This window comes from Rhodobacter maris, assembly GCF_900217815.1.
Taxonomy (GTDB): Bacteria; Pseudomonadota; Alphaproteobacteria; order Rhodobacterales; family Rhodobacteraceae; genus Rhodobacter; species Rhodobacter maris.
This window is the reverse complement of the sequence record NZ_OBMT01000001.1, coordinates 336,472-352,436: the sequence shown is the minus strand read 5'-3', so window position 1 is coordinate 352,436 and position 15,965 is coordinate 336,472. Positions and strand designations below refer to the sequence as shown.

Genomic DNA, 15,965 nt, shown 5'->3' with positions numbered 1-15,965 from the left:
GGGACCTCTTTTATCATGGCGCGGCAAGGCGCACCGGCCGGGGGGGCGGTGCGCAAATTGATGGGGGTTATAGTCAGGACGCGGCGCGGCGCAAGCGCGATTGCGTGCGCCGGGCGCCTTGCGCTTGACTTTGCCCCGCCTTCGCTGTTGATCGGGCGCCAAACCAGCCCGCCGAAAGGGGAGAATGATGCACGCCTATCGCAGCCATACCTGTGCCGCCCTCAGCGCCGCCCAAGCGGGGGAAGATGTCCGCCTTTCGGGCTGGGTGCATCGGGTGCGCGATCATGGGGGCGTGCTCTTCATCGACCTGCGCGACCATTACGGCATCACCCAGCTTCTGTGCGACGGCGACAGCCCCGCCTTCGCCGCGCTTGAAAAGGTGCGCGCCGAATGGGTGATCCGCATCGATGGCACGGTGAAGCGGCGCGACGACAGCCTGATCAACCCGAAGATCCCGACCGGCGAGATCGAGGTCTATGTCCGCGATGTCGAGGTGCTCGGCGCGGTCGAAGGCGATCTGCCGGTGCAGGTTTTCGGCGAGCCCGAATACCCCGAGGAAACCCGCCTCACCTACCGCTTCCTCGATCTGCGCCGCGAGAGCCTGCACAACAACATGTTGCTGCGCTCGAACGTGGTGCGCAGCCTGCGCAACCGGATGTGGGACCGAGGCTTCACCGAATACCAGACCCCGATCATCACGGCGTCGAGCCCGGAGGGGGCGCGCGACTTTCTTGTGCCCTCGCGCCTCCATCCGGGCAAGTTCTACGCCCTGCCGCAGGCGCCGCAGCAGTTCAAGCAGCTGATCATGGTGGCGGGCTTCGATCGTTACTTCCAGATCGCGCCCTGTTTCCGCGACGAAGACCCGCGCGCCGACCGCTCGCCCACCGACTTCTACCAGCTCGACATCGAGATGAGCTTCGTCAAGCAGGAAGACGTGTTCGCCGCGGTGCAGCCCGTCATTCAGGGCCTTTTTGAGGAATTCGGCGGCGGCAAACGCGTGGATGCGGACTGGCCGCTCATCGCCTACCGTGACGCGCTGATGTGGTATGGCTCCGACAAGCCCGACCTGCGCAACCCGATCAAGATGGCCGATGTGAGCGAACATTTCCGCGACTCGGGTTTTGCGATCTTTGCGAAACTCTTGGAAAACGACGGCACCGAGGTGCGCGCGATCCCGGCGCCCACGGGCGGAAGCCGCAAGTTCTGCGACCGGATGAATGCCTTTGCCCAAGCCAACGGCCTGCCGGGGATGGGCTATATTTTCTGGCGCGGAGAGTACCGCACAGCTGGGAATAATCAACCGCTTCAAGGAGGCTCCACTGGTTCAACCATTGCGCGTGCGATTCAGATGATCCGAGAAGGATCAGCAGTAGACGGCAAGTTTACTATGAGTGAAGCGGATGCTCAAAAGTACTACTTTGACCGAAAGGTTGAAGACGGCGAGTTTGTACTTCATCTGGAAGCCGCAGGTCCAATCGCAAAGGCTTTGGGACCCGAAAAGACGGAAGCGATTAGAACGCAGCTGGGTTTGGGAATAGGCGATGCCGTCTTCTTCCTTGGCGGCAAGGCCGAGCAGTTCGAAGCGGTCGCCGGCAAGGCGCGCAACGAGATCGGCCGCGAGCTGGGGCTCACTGAGACCGACAGCTTCCGGTTCTGCTGGATCGTCGATTTCCCGATGTATGAGAAAACCGACGACGGCAAGATCGACTTTTCGCACAACCCGTTCTCGATGCCGCAAGGCGGGCTCGAGGCGCTGATGGGCGATCCGCTCAGCGTCTATGCCTATCAATATGACCTTGCCTGCAACGGTTATGAACTGGTCTCGGGCGGCATCCGCAACCACCGCCCCGACATCATGTTCAAGGCCTTCGAGTTGGCGGGCTACCCGAAGGAAGAAGTGGAAAAACGCTTCGGCGGCATGGTCAAGGCGTTCCGCTATGGCGCGCCGCCCCACGGTGGCTGTGCGGCGGGGATCGACCGGATCGTGATGCTTTTGGCCGACACCGCCAACATCCGCGAGGTGATCATGTTCCCGATGAACCAGCGCGCGGAAGACCTGATGATGGGCGCGCCTTCGGAGCCGACGAACGAGCAATTGCGCGAGCTGCGCCTGCGGGTGCTGCCAAAAGAGGCCTGAGCCTTCGTTCGCGACGGAGCCTTCACGCAAAGATGACAGCCCGGGGCGCCGATGCCGTTCGGCGCCCCGGTCTTTTGTCCTATCCTCGAGCAGGCTCATTCGGGGAGGCGGTCATGCAATTTGCAGATCTGGCGCCGGTGCGTTTCGGCTTTGGCCCGTCGCCCGACCAGCAGGGCCCGGCGAAGGCCTCGGAGATTCTGGCCGCGCTGCGCGGCCCCGACCGGCTGGCCGCGCGCTGGCCCGGCGCCTCGACCGCAGCGGCACTCGCTTACGCGCAGCGGTTTCACCAGTTGAAGAAAGCGGCGAGCCCGCGCGGGTCTGCGCCGGACCGGAATGCGGCGGAGGCGGCATTTGCAGCGCATCGGCGGCTTGGCGATCAGGTGCTGATCGAGAGCCTTCAGGGGGCGCTCGCCCGGGCGGTCGAGGATCAGACGGGCTTTCGCGAACGGCTCTGGGCGTTCTGGCGCGATCATTTCACCGTGCGGAGCAAGCGCCGGCGGGATCAACCGCTCGCCTGCGCCCATGCCGAAGCGTTGCGGCCCCATCTGTGCGGCAATTTCCGCACGCTGCTGCGCACCGCCGTCACGCATCCGATGATGCTGATCTATCTTGATCAAGTCACGAGTTTCGGCCCGAATTCGATCCGCGCCCGCAGGCATCCCGAGCAGGGGCTGGGGCTGAACGAGAATCTCGCCCGCGAAGTGATGGAGCTGCATACGCTCGGTGTGCGTGGCGCGTATCGGCAGGAAGATGTGCGGCAACTGGCCGAGCTGTTCACCGGGATGCAGGTGGATGGCACTGGCCTCGTTTTCGCGCCCAGGCTGGCGGAGCCGGGCGCGGAGACAGTGCTCGGCCGGAACTTCGGCGGCGATCCGGCAAAGCTTGCCGATATTCACGCCGCGCTCGATGCGCTGGCCCTCCACCCCGACACGGCGCAGCATCTGGCGCGGAAGCTCGCCGTCCATTTCGTCGGGCCCGCGCCCGATCCGGTGCTGGTCGCGGCGCTGGCTGAGGCCTACACGCAGGCCGATGCCGAGCTGATGCCCGTTTACGCAGTGCTGCTCACCCATCCCTCGGCCCGCGCGCCGCGATTTGAAAAGATCCGCCAGCCCTTCGAGTACATCGCCACCGGGCTGCGCGCCCTCGGCCTCGATGGAGCGCGGGTGATGGCGCTCCCTCCCCGTGTGATGCGCGAGGGGGCATATGGGCCGATGCGGGCGATGGGGCAGCGCTGGTTCGGCGCGCCGGGCCCGAACGGCATTCCCGAAGCGGCGCAGGACTGGATCTCGCCGCAGCAGCTTTCGGCGCGGATCGGCTGGGCGCTCGCGGCGCCGCAGCTTTTCGGAGCGCCGGTGGCCGATCCGATCGCTTTTGCGCAGAGCGCGCTCGGCCCGCGGCTCGGCGCCGATCTCGCCACCGCCGTGCCGCGGGCGGAATCGCGCCCCGAGGCGGCGGCGCTGGTGCTGGCTTCGGCCGAATTCATGCGGAGGTAGCCATGATCGCGCGTCGGTTATTCTTGCAGGGGGCGGCGCTCGCGGGCTGTTCGGCCGCGGCGCATCCGTTCCTCAGCACAGTCACTTTCGCGGCCGCCCCGGGCGAGCGGCGGCTTGTCGTCATCATCCTGCGCGGCGCGATGGACGGGCTCGACATCGTCCAGCCCTGGGGTGACCCGCGCCTGAAGCAGATGCGCCCGGATTTCCCGATTGGCCCGGAGGCGGGGGCAGCGGATCTCGACGGCTTCTTCGCGCTCCACCCGGCGCTTGCGCCGCTTCTGCCGCTCTGGGCCGGGGGCGAACTCGGCTTTGCCCATGCCGTCTCCACCCCCTATCGCGACAGGCGCAGCCATTTCGACGGGCAGGACATGCTGGAGGCGGGTACCGGTGCGGATGTGCCGCTCACGATGGTGCGCGATGGCTGGTTGAACCGGCTGTTGCAGGAGATGCCCGGCGCCCGCGCCGAAACCGCCTATTCGATCGGGGTCGAGGAGATGAAGGTGCTCTCGGGCACGGCGCCGACGCTGGCCTGGGCGCCGGAGGCCCGGCTCGGGCTCTCCGCGCAGGGGCGACGGTTGCTCGAAGAGATTTACAGGGGCGACGCGTTGTTTCATGCCGCGGCGGAGGCGGCGCTCGAAATCACCGCCGCCCCGCCGGGGACGATGAGTGCATCCGCCGCGACGGGGGCGGCGCGGGTGCGCGAGGCGACAGGCCTTGCCGGTTTTGCCGCGGAGCGGTTGCGAGGCGAGGCCCGGATTGCCGCTTTCTCGCTCAACGGATGGGATACGCACCGCGGCCAGATCGCTGCGATCCGCGCCCCGGCCGAACGGCTGGCGGCGATGATCACCGGCCTGAAGGCGGGCCTCGGCCCGGTCTGGCGCGAAACGCTTGTGCTTGCGATGACGGAATTTGGCCGCACCGCGCGGCAGAACGGTTCGCGCGGCACCGATCACGGCACCGGCGGTGCGCTGATAATGGCGGGCGGGGTGCTGAAAGGCGGCAAGGTCTATGGCCGCTGGCCCGGGCTGGGCGAGGCCGATCTCTACGCCGGGCGCGATTTGATGCCCACAGCCGATATCCGCTCCTATGCGGCCTGGGCGCTCGCAGGGCTTTTTGGCACGGCGCGGAACACGCTGGAAGGGGCGGTCTTTCCCGGCCTCACGATGGGGGAGAACCCGGGGTTTCTGGCCTGAAGCGGCCCTCGTTCAGGCGAAAAAGGCCGTCCAGGCAGTGCCGCCGACGGCAACGGCCAGGCTCAGGGCGCCGAGGCTGAACATCGTCCAATGCGTCGCCTCGATCAGGCGCTGGTTCGTGATGAGGCGGAGGGCATGGGCTTTCATCGGCAATCCTCGTTAGCGATCCCGCGGGAGACAGACCGAGACTTGCCCGCGATTGCGGCAGGAAAACGGAAGCATCGGTTCCTTTGCAGGGCAATTGCGTGCTTGGCCCGGCCGCGCTACCCTTCCGGAAACAGAAGGGGAAATCATGGCGTTGAAGCGGTTTGGCGCGGCAGTAACAGGGTGGCAGGCGCCTCGGTTTCCCGATGCCGAGGAGATGGCGGGGCAATGGTGCCGACTGGAGCGGCTTCAAGAGCGCCATGCCGATGCGCTTTATCGCGCCTATGCGGAGGATGATGCGGTCTGGGATTATCTGCCCTATGGCCCCTTTCCCTCAGAAGCGGGTTATATCCGCTGGGTCGCCGAGATGGCGGCGAGTCGCGATCCGCGGTTTTATGCCGTGATCGAAGCGGAGACGGGGCTTGCGGCGGGGGTGATGTCCTATCTGCGGATTACCCCGGAGGTGGGGGCGATCGAGCTCGGCCATATCAACCTCGCGCCGCGTCTGTCGCGTTCGACCGCTGCGACCGAGGCGATGATCCTGATGATTTCATGGGCTTTCCGGGCAGGCTACCGGCGCTTTGAATGGAAATGCGATGCGCTCAACATCCCCTCGCGGCGCGCCGCCGAGCGGCTCGGGCTGAGCTATGAGGGCATGTTCCGGCAAGCGACCATCGTCAAGGGGCGCAACCGCGACACCGCCTGGTTTGCCGCCACCGATGGCGACTGGCCGAGCCTGGAAGTGGCCTATGCGGATTGGCTCAAACCCTCGAATTTCGATTCCGAGGGGCGTCAGAAAGAGCGGCTCTCGGACCTCACGCGGCTTGTACGCGTGGCCTCCGACCCGGTGCTGGCGCGGCTCTGACCGGGCTCAGAACCCGGAGGCCGCCGCGAGCCGGTCCTGCAACAGGCCGGAGAGCCGCGTCAGATCGGCGGAACTGGGCGGGTTGGCGCCATTGAGCCGTTTGGCGGCCGATTCGAGATCGTCGTCATGCGAGGAGCGCGCTATCCCGGTGAGGAAATGCGCCACATAGCCAAGTGCATCGGAATCCTGCGCCCCGGCCAGCACCTCGGCCACATGGCTCAGATCGTCGCGCAAAGCGAGCGGATCGGGAGAGACCATCTCGTCATTGACAACCCGCAGCCCCGCCGGGCGATCCGCTTCGGGCAGAACGGCGAGCACTGCCTGCTGGAACATGGCAAGCGACTCGAGCGGCTTGGGCATGAAGGCATCGGCGCCTGCGGCGAGCGCTTCGCCCTCCATCCCGGGATCGCCCGAAAGCCCGAGCACTGCGGGCGCACCGGGCCCTGCCTGCTTGATCCGGCGAATGAGATCGGCGCCTGAGCCATCGGGCAGGCCCATGTCGATGATCACCACGCCGGGGCGATAGGTGGCCAGATGACGATGCGCCGAGCGCAGGCAATCGGCGCGGCGGATCCGCGCGCCCGATCGCAGGCACAGAAGGCGCACCGCTTCGGAGGCGAAGCGGCTGTCTTCCACCAGAAGCACGGTCAGGCCCAACAGCGGGCGTTCCGCCGAAACAGGGCGGGAGGCGAGGAATTGGCTGAGATCATCGGTCATTGCGTCACCTTGGCGCAGGAATCGCTACACTCTTCATTAAGGGCAAGTTTGACTAACGAAGGGTTAACGCAAACAGGGAAAGGCAGGCTTGCAAGGCGATTTCCGGCCCCCTATGCCGGAAAGAGCAAATGGAGGCTCCCCATGATCGGACGTTTGAACCACGTTGCCATCGCCGTGCCAGACCTCGCGGCGGCCGCGGCGCAATATGAAAACACGCTCGGCGCGCAGGTGAACCCGCCGCAAGATGAACCGGATCACGGCGTGACCGTGGTTTTCATCGAACTGCCGAACACCAAGATCGAACTGCTCTATCCGCTGGGGGAAAACTCTCCGATTCAGGGCTTTCTCGACAAGAACCCCTCGGGCGGCATCCACCACATGTGCTTCGAGGTCGAGGATATTCTTGCCGCGCGCGACAAGCTCAAGGCCGAGGGCGCGCGGGTGCTCGGCACCGGCGAGCCGAAGATCGGCGCGCATGGCAAGCCCGTGCTGTTCCTGCACCCGAAGGATTTCAACGGCTGCCTGATCGAGCTCGAGCAGGTGTAAGCCCTTGGCGGCGTGGGGCTTCAGCCCCGCGCCAGCCGATGAAAGAGATGGGTGAAGGCGGCCGCGCCCACCACCGGCACGGCAAGGTTGAGCACCGGCACAGTGAGCGGCAGCGCCATCAGCGCGCCGGCAAGCCAGACAGTGACCCGGTTTTGCGCGTAAAGCGTGGCCACCTCGGCCCGGCCCATTCGCCGCACCGCCGCCATCTGAAAATATTCGCGCCCAAGCAGGTAGCCGTTGAGCGCAAAGAACAGAAGCGGCGCAAGCGGGCCGACGAAGACATAGGCGATGAGTGCGACAAGGTTCGCGCCGAGCACCACGCCAAAGAATCGCAGCGTGTCCCCAAGGCTTTCGGCAAGCGTGAGCGCACGCACCGGCGGCAGGCCCGGATAATGCGCGCTTTCCACCACCTCGGCCACCTCGTCGAGGAAAAAGCCGGTGAAGATCGAGGCTACCGGTACCATCAGGAACACGGAGGCGATCAGCATCACGCCCACCGAGGCGATCGAAAGCGCCGGGTCGATCCAGCCGATTTCGCCAATCCAGGGCAGGGTGATCGTGTCGGGGACAAACCAGCCGATCATCTCGAAGAGGCCAAACCAGATCGCAAACAGGAGCAGGATCGCAAGGCCGATCCCCTTCAGCAGCACTTTCAGCGCGCCGGGGCGCGCGAGGTCGGCCCAACCGCGCAGAAAAATCTCGAAAATCATGCCTCTACCCAGGTGACGATGGTGTTGAGATCGGGGCGCGGGCGTTCGGGGGGCGCTTTCGCCTCGGTGCCGATGTGGATGAGCCCGGCCACCCATTCGTGTTCGGCGAGCCCAAAGGCGGGGGCGGCAAAGCGGCGGTCATGCGCGAGCCAGCCGGTGAGCCACGCCGCCCCCCAGCCCGCCGCGAGCGCGGCATTGAGAAGCTGCATGCCTGCGGCCCCGACCGAAAGCGTCTGCTCGATCCCGGGCACCTTGGCATCGACGAGGGGCGCGGCGATCAGCGCCACGCAAAGCGGACTCTGCGCGAATTGTCCGATCCCCTTGGCAGCGGCCTCGTCCTCCATCCCATGCGTGGCGGCAAAAACCGCCGCCTCGTCGGCGAGGCGCTCGAGCGCGGGCTTTTCCAGCACTACGAAGCGCCAGGGCGTGAGCTTGCCATGATCGGGCACGCGCGCTGCAATCTTCAGCATCTCCGACAGAGCGGCGCGGTCGGGGGCCGGGGTTCCAAGCATCTTTGGGGGCCGGGAGCGGCGGGTGGCCAGAAAGCGCAGCGTTTCATCATGGCGCCGGGCCGGGTTGATCGTGCCTTCGGGAAAATCCATCGCGAGCCTCCTGATTATTCTCGATATCGGGCGGGAAAGGGGCAATTGCAAGCGCGGCGCCGGTTCCGTTTGTGCCTGCGAGGGGGTAAGGAGGAATATGACCGATCTGAGCCACCTCGCCAGTCCGGGTGCGGAAATCGCGCTGCGCGTGACACCCAAAGCCTCGCGCAACGAGATTGTCGCGACAGAGGAGGGGCTGCGCGCCTATGTGACCGTGGTGCCCGAAGGCGGCAAAGCGAATGCCGCTGTGGTCAAACTGCTCGCCAAAAGCCTCGGCGTGGCAAAAAGCCGGCTCACGCTCCTGCGCGGCGAGACGGCGCGCGACAAGGTCTTCCGCCTCGATTGAGGCGGCCCGGGCTGAGCCCCCTTCGCGCCGACCCGGGGCTTTATCGGCGATGATCGTCGCGCTGCGTCGAGGCTCGCGGATCTTTTCGAAAGGGAGTATCAGATCGGCAGGCTTGGCTCGGGAGGCGGATACGAGGAGGGAGGAATGATCGGATTTGCAAGGCTTTTGCTGATCGAGGGGGGGCTCGCCCTTCTCAGCTACTGGGCGCTGCGCTTCTATGTCACCTCGCGCAAGCGCGAGAGCCTCGAGAATGCTTGGGACCGGGGCGAAGCCGGTGGGGCCATGGAACGCGAAGCCTTCATCGACGTTGAGATGCAGGACTTCAAGAAAAGTTGGCTGCGGCGCGCGCTCTGGCTCGTCGTGCTTGTGCCCTATCTGATCGTGGGCGCACTGATCTATTTCGTGAACTGAGAGGCTGCAATGACATATGTGAAATGGACTTTCTGGGCGCTTTTGACAGTGTTTGTCGGCGCCTTCCTGCACTACACGTTGCCGCAGCATGATGTGGTGCGGGTGGTGAACACCTATCAGGAACGGCAGGATCTGGGCGACTGGACGCGGATCTTCTGGTCGAGCCCCGAGGACCAGTCGGGCAATCTGTCGAACCGCGACGTGCAGTTCATCTCGGCGGTGACGGCCGATGGCAAGCCCGTCGTCTACCGCAACGAGGATACCGGCTGGGGCTGGCCGCCCTATTTCAAATTCGACACGGCGAACCTCTTGACCGAGGCCGAGGATCTGAAATCGACCGCCGAGGCGCCGAAATGGGCGGTGATCACCCATTACGGCTGGCGCAGCGAGATCCTGTCGATCTTCCCGAATGCGGTGGCAATCCACGCGGTCGATGACAAGGATGTCACGGTGATCCCGTGGTTCAACATCGTCTTCCTGACGCTCTTCGTCATGCTGGTGCTGACGGTGCGCGCGCTCTGGATCCAGTTCCGCCGCCGCTCGATCGACCCGGTGCTTGAAGACGTGGCCGATGTGATCGAGGATGTGACCGACAAGGCGGAAGAATATGGCGACCGGGCCCGCAACAAGCTCGACGACCTGACCGGGAAACGCTGAGCGAAGAGGTCGGGGGCACCGCCCCCGGCTCGTCGAATCAAGTGGCCGGAACAGCCGCGCCCGTCCGGGGCGCGGCTTTTTCTCAGGCGCCGTAAGGGATCCAGACTGTCTTGATCTGCGCCGCCGCCTCCAGCGTGTCGGCGAGCGACTGCGCCGACCAGTCGCGCTCTGTCGGGCACCAGAGCGCCTTGAGGTTGCCGCTGCTCTCCCGCGTCACTTCGGCGGCGCCCGTCACATTGCCCGCATACCAGAGCGCGGCGACATCGTCGTGGCGTGCGAGCGCCTGCGCCAGATCCGCGCGCGGGCCGGGCAGCAGGGTCACCACGCCCGCAGGCAGCCCCGCGTCATGGAAGAGGGCCGTCAGATCGGCCAGCGGCAGGGCGGTGGCGGGAAGCGCCACCACCCGGTTGCCGAGAGCGATGGCGGGAAGCACCAGGGCGACAAGGCCAAGAAGTGGCTGTGCCGCGGGGCAGGCAATGCCGATCACCCCCCAGGGCGCGTTCAGGGTAAGGGTGAGCATCTGCGCCCGCGCCGCACTCCCTGTGCCTGCCTCACGATCCGTCAGCGCGGCCACGCGGAAGGCGAGTGCGACCGACTGCGCCGCTTCCGCGCGATCATGACCGCTGGCCGCCAGACGGTCGGCAAGCGCCCCGGCCCGTGCGGCAAGGGTCTCGGCAACGGCGTAGAGCGCCTCGGTGCGCGCGGCGGTGCTTTTTTCTGCCCAGCCCGCGGCCTTCCGGGCCGCGGTGACGGCCTTGTCGAGCGCCTTTGGACTCGTTTCGCCCGCGCTGGCCGGGGCGTTTGCGGGTTCGGGGCACGCAGGCACCGGGGCCGGGCGGAGGAAGCTCGACAGTCCCGCGCGCCCGCCCAGCCGGGCCGCGCCGCTTTCCCGCATGCCGCCCGACGGCACTGCGGCATCGGCAAGCGGCGCCGTGTTGAGCGCGATCACGCCCGCCACAAGCTGAGCCGCGATGTCATGGGCGAGGGTGATATTCTCCGACCAGATCGTCGCAGAAAGGCCGCTGCGGGCGCTGTTGGCGAGCTCCACCGCCTCGGCGGGCGTGCGGAAGCTCGTGAGCGTCGCCACCGGACCCGGGATCTCGGCACCGTAGCAGGGATTGGCGGGTTCGGTGCCCAGAAGCAGCGCCGGGGCGCAAAAGGCCCCCGCCGCGGGCAATGCCATCTCGGGCCGGACGCAAGTTGCCCCGGCCACGACCGCCGCGGCCAGAAACGCCTCCACCCGGTCGCGCCGTCCCGGATGCAGGAGCGCGCCCAGATCGGAGCCATGATCGAGCGGGTCGCCCGCACGAAGCCGTCCGAGCCGCGCGACGAGTTTTTCGGTGAAGCAACCGAGAGCGGCCTCGGCCACCAGAAGCCGCGCGCCTGCGGGCGGGAACGGCCCGGTGCGACGCCAGACCCCCTCGACCACGCCCTCGACCGCGGCATCGAGATCGGCATCGGCAAAGACGATATGCAGGCCGGGGCTGCGCAGCGAAAGGCTCAGCGCCCGGTCCGAACCGGCGAGGGCGGCACGCAGGCTGCGCCCGGCCTCGGCGCTGCCGGCGAAAGCAATGGCGTCGAGATCTGCGGCCGCGAGCGCCACTCCTGTTGTGTCGTCGCCGGTGATCACGTTCACCACGCCCGGGGGCAGCTTCACCTCGGCGCAAAGCTCGGCGAAGGCGAGGGCGGAAAGCGGGCTGTGTTCGGAGGGTTTGACAACCACCGTCGCGCCCGCCGCAAGCGCGGGGGCGAGATGGCTCACCAGCATTGGCAGCGGCAGATCGCCCGGCAACACCAGCCCCACGACGCCCAGAGGCACCCGGCCGGGGAAATCGCTCTCGCGCGTCTCGGCGCGCCCGGCGTGGTAGGTGAGCTGCCGGATCGCGCCTGGAAGATCGTTTTCGAAAGCGTCACGGATCGGTGTGCCGGTGTCGAGCGCGGTGAGGAGCGCAAAGAAACGCTGGCGTTTGCGCAAGGCCCGCGCCAGCGCCATCAGCGCCATGGCCCGGGCATGATCGGACACTGCAGCCCAGCCGGGAGCGGCGGCGCGGGCGGCGGCCGTGACGGCGGCCACCTCGGCCGTCCCCGCTTGCGAGACTTCGGCGAGCACGGAACCGGTGGCGGGGTTGACGCATGCGACGCATGGCCCCGCCGTGGTGAAGGCGCCATTGCAGAAATGGCCGAAACGCCCGTGCGCGGCGAGCCAGGCAAGCGCTTCGTCCGGCACTTCGGGAGCGGGGCCATATGCCATGGTGTCAAGAATGTCGGTCACGGAAGGCATCTTTCCCTCAGGCGAGTGCATGGCGGTGGCTGGCGGCGTAACGCCCGGTGACATGGCTCTCGAGCGCGCACTCAATATCGCCGAGCATCGAAGAGGCGCCGAGGCGGAAGAGACAGGGGGCAAGCCAGTCGCGTCCCAACTCCTCTTTCATCAGGATCTGCCAGGCCAGCGCATCCTCGGCCGTTTTCATCCCGCCCGCGGGCTTGAAGCCGATCCGCACCCCGGTGCGCGCGCCATAATCGCGCAGCGCCCGCACCATGATCAGCGAAACGGGGAGGGTGGCGTTTACCGCCTCCTTTCCGGTCGAGGTCTTGATGAAATCGGCACCCGCCTGCATCGCCACCATCGACGCCTTGTAGACATTGGAAAGCGTCTGCAGATCACCGGTGGCGAGAATTGCTTTCATATGCGCCGCTCCGCAGGCCTCGCGCATCGCTGCGATCTCGTCGTAAAGCGCGGTCCAGTCGCCCCGCAGCACGTGGGCGCGGGTAATCACGATGTCGATTTCGGCCGCGCCTTCGCCCACCGCATGGCGGATCTCTTCCAATCTCAGGGACAGGGGCATCAATCCGGACGGAAATCCCGTGGCGACCGATGCGACCGGAATCCCGGATCCATCGAGCGCATGCACCGCAGAACGAACCATGGTTGGATAAACGCAGACGGCGGCAGTGGTCAGGCGGTCGAGCCCGAGGGCGGCGCGCACCGGATCGGACAGCGGACGGCGGGCCTTCGCGCAGAGCCTGGCGACCCGGGCCGGGGTGTCGTCTCCCGCGAGCGTAGTCAGATCCATGCAGCGGATCGCATTGACGAGCCAGGCCGCCCGCCATTCTCCCCGCAAGGGGCGGGTGGCAACAAGGCGCGCCGCCCGCGCTTCGGTGGCGGGCGTGTTGACGGCGATATCCTCGAACCAAGGGAGGGTAAGGGCGGTGCCGGGGTTGCGAGGCTGGGGGGAGGTCATGTCGGGCCTGTGCTGAGCTCCGTTCAGGCTAGCCGTTGCGACGCCGGCCTTCAACGGGGTCGCGGTTGGTGAATGTGCCCGATGCGGTGCATTGCGGTATCGAAACCGGGGAAAACTGCATCAAGCCCATTGCGGCGGAGCCGGATTTGCGGTTGGTGGAGGGAGCCGAGGGTGCCGATGACCGTGATGTCTTTGCGAATCGAGGAGAGGGTGGCCTATGCCATCGAGCGTCTGATGCGCAGCGATGACGCATGGCGCAGCCTTGTGCGCGAGATGGTCGACCGCTGGCCGGATGAGGCGCCGCTTGAGCTTGGCTTTGCGCTGGTCTCCGCCGCTTCCGCGATCGAGAGCTCCTTCACCAAAACGAGCCCGGTGCGAGATGCGGCGATGCAGGGCTACCGGCTCGCGGCGCTGATCTCGATGGATGTATATGCGATGCAGCTTCTCGAGATGAAATGCGAGAAGGCGAGCGATCTGATTGCCTATTGGGATGTGGACCCGTTCTTCGCCCGGCTCTGAACGGTTGCCGGGGGGCCTGTCTCGGCATTCTGTTCAAGTTTGAAGCGAAGAGCCGGGCGCGACCCGCTTTGGAAAACTGCAATTTAATATCCCTGCCGTTCTCTGGCCCCGGATGACGGGATGCCTGTGGACGCGTTGCCACGCCCCGACGTGGAAAAGAAGGGAGAACGCCATGCACGAACGGGTCAGGAGCGGGTCGGGTCAGTTGCGCGGCATAGCGGGCGTTGTGACGCGCGGTCTCGCCCTGATCGCCGTCGCAATCATCGGGCTTGCAAGTGTGATGAGCGGGGCGGGGCAGGCGCAGGGCCGCAGCCTTGGCGCCGCGCGACCGGCGCTGGTGATCCATTCCGACATCGGCGGCTATCTTTCCGCGCGGCGTCAGGAAATCGAACGGCTGCGGGCTACTGGCCGACGAGTGGAATTGCGCGGCACCTGCATTTCCGCCTGCACGATGTATCTGGGCCTGCCGCATGTCTGCGTTTCGCCGCAGGCGGTCTTCGGGTTTCACGGGCCGAGCCGGAGCGGCACACCGGTCGCGCCGGAGAAATTCGAATACTGGTCACGGGAAATGGCCCGCAGTTACCGCGAGCCATTGAAAAGCTGGTACATGACGACCGGACGCTACATGATCCGGGGCTATTTCGAGATCTCCGGCACGCAACTGATCGCGATGGGATACCACGCCTGTTGAGCCCTGGCTGACACGGAAAGGGCGCTGCCAAGCGGGCCTTTCGCCGTGTCTTTGAGGCGTTGCACGCGGTCAGGCGTTCGCGGCGCGGATCTGGTCGGCGCGGCTCTTGTCATAGGCGATGCCCTTGTCGTCGAAGAGCTTGTCGAGTTCGCCCGAAAGCGTCATCTCGGTAACGATATCACAGCCCCCGACGAATTCGCCTTTCACATAGAGTTGCGGGATCGTCGGCCAGTCCGAGAAATCCTTGATGCCCTGACGCACCTCTGCATCGGCAAGAACGTTCACGTCCTTGTAGGTGACGCCGAGGTAGTTGAGCACCCCCGCGACGCGGCTCGAAAAACCGCATTGCGGCATCTCCCGGGTGCCCTTCATGTAAAGAACGATATCGTTGGCTTCGATGTCTTCCTTGATCTTGTCGATCGCACTCATGGTGATGTCCTTCTGGTCAGGCGGGGAGGGGCGGGTCATTCCGCCTTGGTGGTCAGCGCGAGCGCATGCAGCGGCGCTTCGGGCCCGTCCATCGCGCCCTTGAGAGCAGCGAAAACGGCGCGTTGCTGCTGCACCCGGTTCAGGCCCTTGAAGGAGGCATCGATCACTTCGGCCCCCCAATGATTGCCATCGCCGGCAAGATCGGTGATGGTGATCTTCGCATCGGGGAAGCCCGCGCGGATCAGGGCTTCGATGTCAGTGGCTTCCATCGGCATGGGGCACTCCTTGTTGCTGCTTCAATCTAGGGGGCAAGACCCGGGGCGGCAAGGGGGATGCGGGGACCTCGTGCCAACTGCCGCGTCGGGGTCAGCGCAGCGCGGGCGTGAGCCAGCGCACCGGCGAGGCGGTGGCAAGGGAAAGCAGATCTTCGGCATAGCTCTCGGCAAAGAGCGCATGTTCCTCGATGCTCCAGGGGTCGAAACGCGGAGTGTTCGGGCCGAGCGGGGCCACCCTGCGCGCGCGGCGCAGCGCTACCTTGTGATCGCGCTCTGGATCCTCGGTCATGCGGGTATGGAGGATCTCGGCCGCGCGCTGGCTCAGCCCGGGGCGCGGGGCCAGTTCATAGGGGGTGACCGTCGCGCCAAAGCCCTTCAGCCCGGTCGCCCAGTCGATGATCTGCGGCAGCACCGCGGGATAGTCCTCGTAGGTCCAGATTGTCAGATCATCGGTCGCTTGCAACATCCGGTTGGTCAGCCACAGCCAGCGCGGCAGATCGGGGGGAATGCCCGCGACATAGTCCCGAAACGGTTGCCATGGCGCGTTCAGCAGATGTTCGCTCCAGCAGGAGGCGAGGAAGGTCGCGGGATTGCGGATCGCCAGCCCCACGCGCACCTCGGCGCCGCCGAAACAGGCGAGCGCCTCGCGCAGGCGCCGGGTGGCGAAAGGGTAGATCAGCCCGCCTTCGCCCAAAAGCAGGTTGCGGGCGGTCACGCCCAACGTGTTTTCTTCCATCACCACGACATGCCGCGCGCCGGGGCAAAGCTGGGAGAGCGCGGCGTGCGCGAGCGCCACCGTTTCGATGGGAGAGCGCGTTTCGGGCTGTATCGCGGGGCGCAGGAAATCGCGTACCTCACGCGGGCCGACCACGCCGACGCCCTCGGGCGCGAGCCGCTCGCGCACCGACAGGAGCGTCGTTTGCAGATGCGTCGAGGCGGTTTTATGCGCCCCGACGAGAAGCGTGATCGAGGCGAGATGGGCCATCCG

19 protein-coding genes are annotated in these 15,965 nt (G+C 66.2%); 10 read left to right on the top strand and 9 right to left on the bottom strand.

The annotated features are described in order from the left end of the window. Window positions 1-187: 187 nt before the first annotated feature. From aspS to CRO22_RS01610, 3 genes are all read left to right on the top strand, one after another. Window positions 188-2,137 carry an aspartate--tRNA ligase gene (aspS, locus tag CRO22_RS01620; protein WP_097068845.1) on the top strand — a complete coding sequence of 650 codons (1,950 nt, stop codon included), beginning with the start codon at window positions 188-190 and terminating at the stop codon, window positions 2,135-2,137. A 113-nt stretch (window positions 2,138-2,250) separates the two neighbouring features. Further along, a complete protein-coding gene (locus CRO22_RS01615; protein ID WP_176518514.1) occupies window positions 2,251-3,630 on the top strand; it encodes a DUF1800 domain-containing protein in 1,380 nt (459 codons plus the stop codon). Window positions 3,631-3,632: 2 nt separating this feature from the next. After that, window positions 3,633-4,823 carry a DUF1501 domain-containing protein gene (locus CRO22_RS01610; protein ID WP_097068356.1) on the top strand — a complete coding sequence of 397 codons (1,191 nt, stop codon included), beginning with the start codon at window positions 3,633-3,635 and terminating at the stop codon, window positions 4,821-4,823. A gap of 12 nt (window positions 4,824-4,835) precedes the next feature. On the opposite strand, the gene CRO22_RS19300 is transcribed toward CRO22_RS01610, so the two are convergent. Further along, the gene (locus tag CRO22_RS19300) at window positions 4,836-4,970 is read right to left on the bottom strand and encodes a hypothetical protein (protein WP_281254737.1); all 135 of its coding nucleotides are present in this window, start codon (window positions 4,968-4,970) and stop codon (window positions 4,836-4,838) included. A 151-nt stretch (window positions 4,971-5,121) separates the two neighbouring features. Between CRO22_RS19300 and CRO22_RS01605 the strand changes: the two genes are divergently transcribed. Next, on the top strand, window positions 5,122-5,832 hold the full coding sequence (locus tag CRO22_RS01605) for a GNAT family N-acetyltransferase (protein ID WP_097068844.1): 711 nt from the start codon (window positions 5,122-5,124) through the stop codon (window positions 5,830-5,832). Window positions 5,833-5,838: 6 nt separating this feature from the next. Here CRO22_RS01605 and CRO22_RS01600 read toward each other — a convergent pair whose 3' ends face one another. Further along, window positions 5,839-6,549 (bottom strand): response regulator, encoded by a 711-nt coding sequence (locus CRO22_RS01600; RefSeq protein WP_097068355.1) that lies wholly within the window; start codon window positions 6,547-6,549, stop codon window positions 5,839-5,841. 141 nt (window positions 6,550-6,690) lie between these two features. Between CRO22_RS01600 and mce the strand changes: the two genes are divergently transcribed. Beyond that, window positions 6,691-7,095 carry a methylmalonyl-CoA epimerase gene (gene mce / locus CRO22_RS01595; RefSeq protein ID WP_097068354.1) on the top strand — a complete coding sequence of 135 codons (405 nt, stop codon included), beginning with the start codon at window positions 6,691-6,693 and terminating at the stop codon, window positions 7,093-7,095. A gap of 20 nt (window positions 7,096-7,115) precedes the next feature. On the opposite strand, the gene CRO22_RS01590 is transcribed toward mce, so the two are convergent. Both CRO22_RS01590 and CRO22_RS01585 read right to left on the bottom strand, forming a co-directional pair. After that, window positions 7,116-7,805 carry an EI24 domain-containing protein gene (locus CRO22_RS01590; RefSeq protein WP_097068353.1) on the bottom strand — a complete coding sequence of 230 codons (690 nt, stop codon included), beginning with the start codon at window positions 7,803-7,805 and terminating at the stop codon, window positions 7,116-7,118. Then, window positions 7,802-8,407, bottom strand: a complete 606-nt coding sequence (locus tag CRO22_RS01585) for a nitroreductase family protein (protein ID WP_097068352.1) — start codon at window positions 8,405-8,407, stop codon at window positions 7,802-7,804. Before CRO22_RS01585 ends, CRO22_RS01590 begins: the two co-directional genes overlap by 4 nt. A 97-nt stretch (window positions 8,408-8,504) precedes the next feature. Here CRO22_RS01585 and CRO22_RS01580 point away from each other — a divergent pair, with 97 nt between their 5' ends. The 3 genes from CRO22_RS01580 to CRO22_RS01570 all read left to right on the top strand — a co-directional run bounded on the left by CRO22_RS01580 (window position 8,505) and on the right by CRO22_RS01570 (window position 9,821). Continuing rightward, complete coding sequence (locus tag CRO22_RS01580; RefSeq protein WP_097068351.1) at window positions 8,505-8,753, top strand: DUF167 domain-containing protein; 249 nt, start codon at window positions 8,505-8,507, stop codon at window positions 8,751-8,753. A gap of 144 nt (window positions 8,754-8,897) precedes the next feature. Then, entirely contained in the window at window positions 8,898-9,164 is a 267-nt protein-coding gene (locus CRO22_RS01575) for a hypothetical protein (protein WP_097068350.1), read from the top strand. Between the two features lie 9 nt (window positions 9,165-9,173). Next, complete coding sequence (locus CRO22_RS01570; RefSeq protein ID WP_097068349.1) at window positions 9,174-9,821, top strand: DUF1523 family protein; 648 nt, start codon at window positions 9,174-9,176, stop codon at window positions 9,819-9,821. Between the two features lie 82 nt (window positions 9,822-9,903). On the opposite strand, the gene CRO22_RS01565 is transcribed toward CRO22_RS01570, so the two are convergent. Both CRO22_RS01565 and deoC read right to left on the bottom strand, forming a co-directional pair. Further along, a complete protein-coding gene (locus CRO22_RS01565; RefSeq protein WP_449314193.1) occupies window positions 9,904-12,093 on the bottom strand; it encodes an aldehyde dehydrogenase family protein in 2,190 nt (729 codons plus the stop codon). A 16-nt stretch (window positions 12,094-12,109) separates the two neighbouring features. Next, a complete protein-coding gene (gene deoC, locus CRO22_RS01560; RefSeq protein WP_097068347.1) occupies window positions 12,110-13,063 on the bottom strand; it encodes a deoxyribose-phosphate aldolase in 954 nt (317 codons plus the stop codon). A gap of 177 nt (window positions 13,064-13,240) precedes the next feature. Between deoC and CRO22_RS01555 the strand changes: the two genes are divergently transcribed. Continuing rightward, window positions 13,241-13,582, top strand: a complete 342-nt coding sequence (locus CRO22_RS01555; protein ID WP_097068346.1) for a hypothetical protein — start codon at window positions 13,241-13,243, stop codon at window positions 13,580-13,582. Window positions 13,583-13,754: 172 nt separating this feature from the next. Beyond that, a complete protein-coding gene (locus tag CRO22_RS01550) occupies window positions 13,755-14,273 on the top strand; it encodes a hypothetical protein (RefSeq protein WP_097068345.1) in 519 nt (172 codons plus the stop codon). A gap of 69 nt (window positions 14,274-14,342) precedes the next feature. Here CRO22_RS01550 and grxD read toward each other — a convergent pair whose 3' ends face one another. From grxD to CRO22_RS01535, 3 genes are all read right to left on the bottom strand, one after another. Then, window positions 14,343-14,702, bottom strand: a complete 360-nt coding sequence (grxD, locus tag CRO22_RS01545; RefSeq protein WP_097068344.1) for a Grx4 family monothiol glutaredoxin — start codon at window positions 14,700-14,702, stop codon at window positions 14,343-14,345. Between the two features lie 35 nt (window positions 14,703-14,737). Continuing rightward, entirely contained in the window at window positions 14,738-14,977 is a 240-nt protein-coding gene (locus tag CRO22_RS01540) for a BolA/IbaG family iron-sulfur metabolism protein (protein ID WP_097068343.1), read from the bottom strand. Window positions 14,978-15,068: 91 nt separating this feature from the next. Next, the gene (locus CRO22_RS01535; protein WP_097068342.1) at window positions 15,069-15,962 is read right to left on the bottom strand and encodes a hypothetical protein; all 894 of its coding nucleotides are present in this window, start codon (window positions 15,960-15,962) and stop codon (window positions 15,069-15,071) included. Window positions 15,963-15,965: the final 3 nt, after the last annotated feature.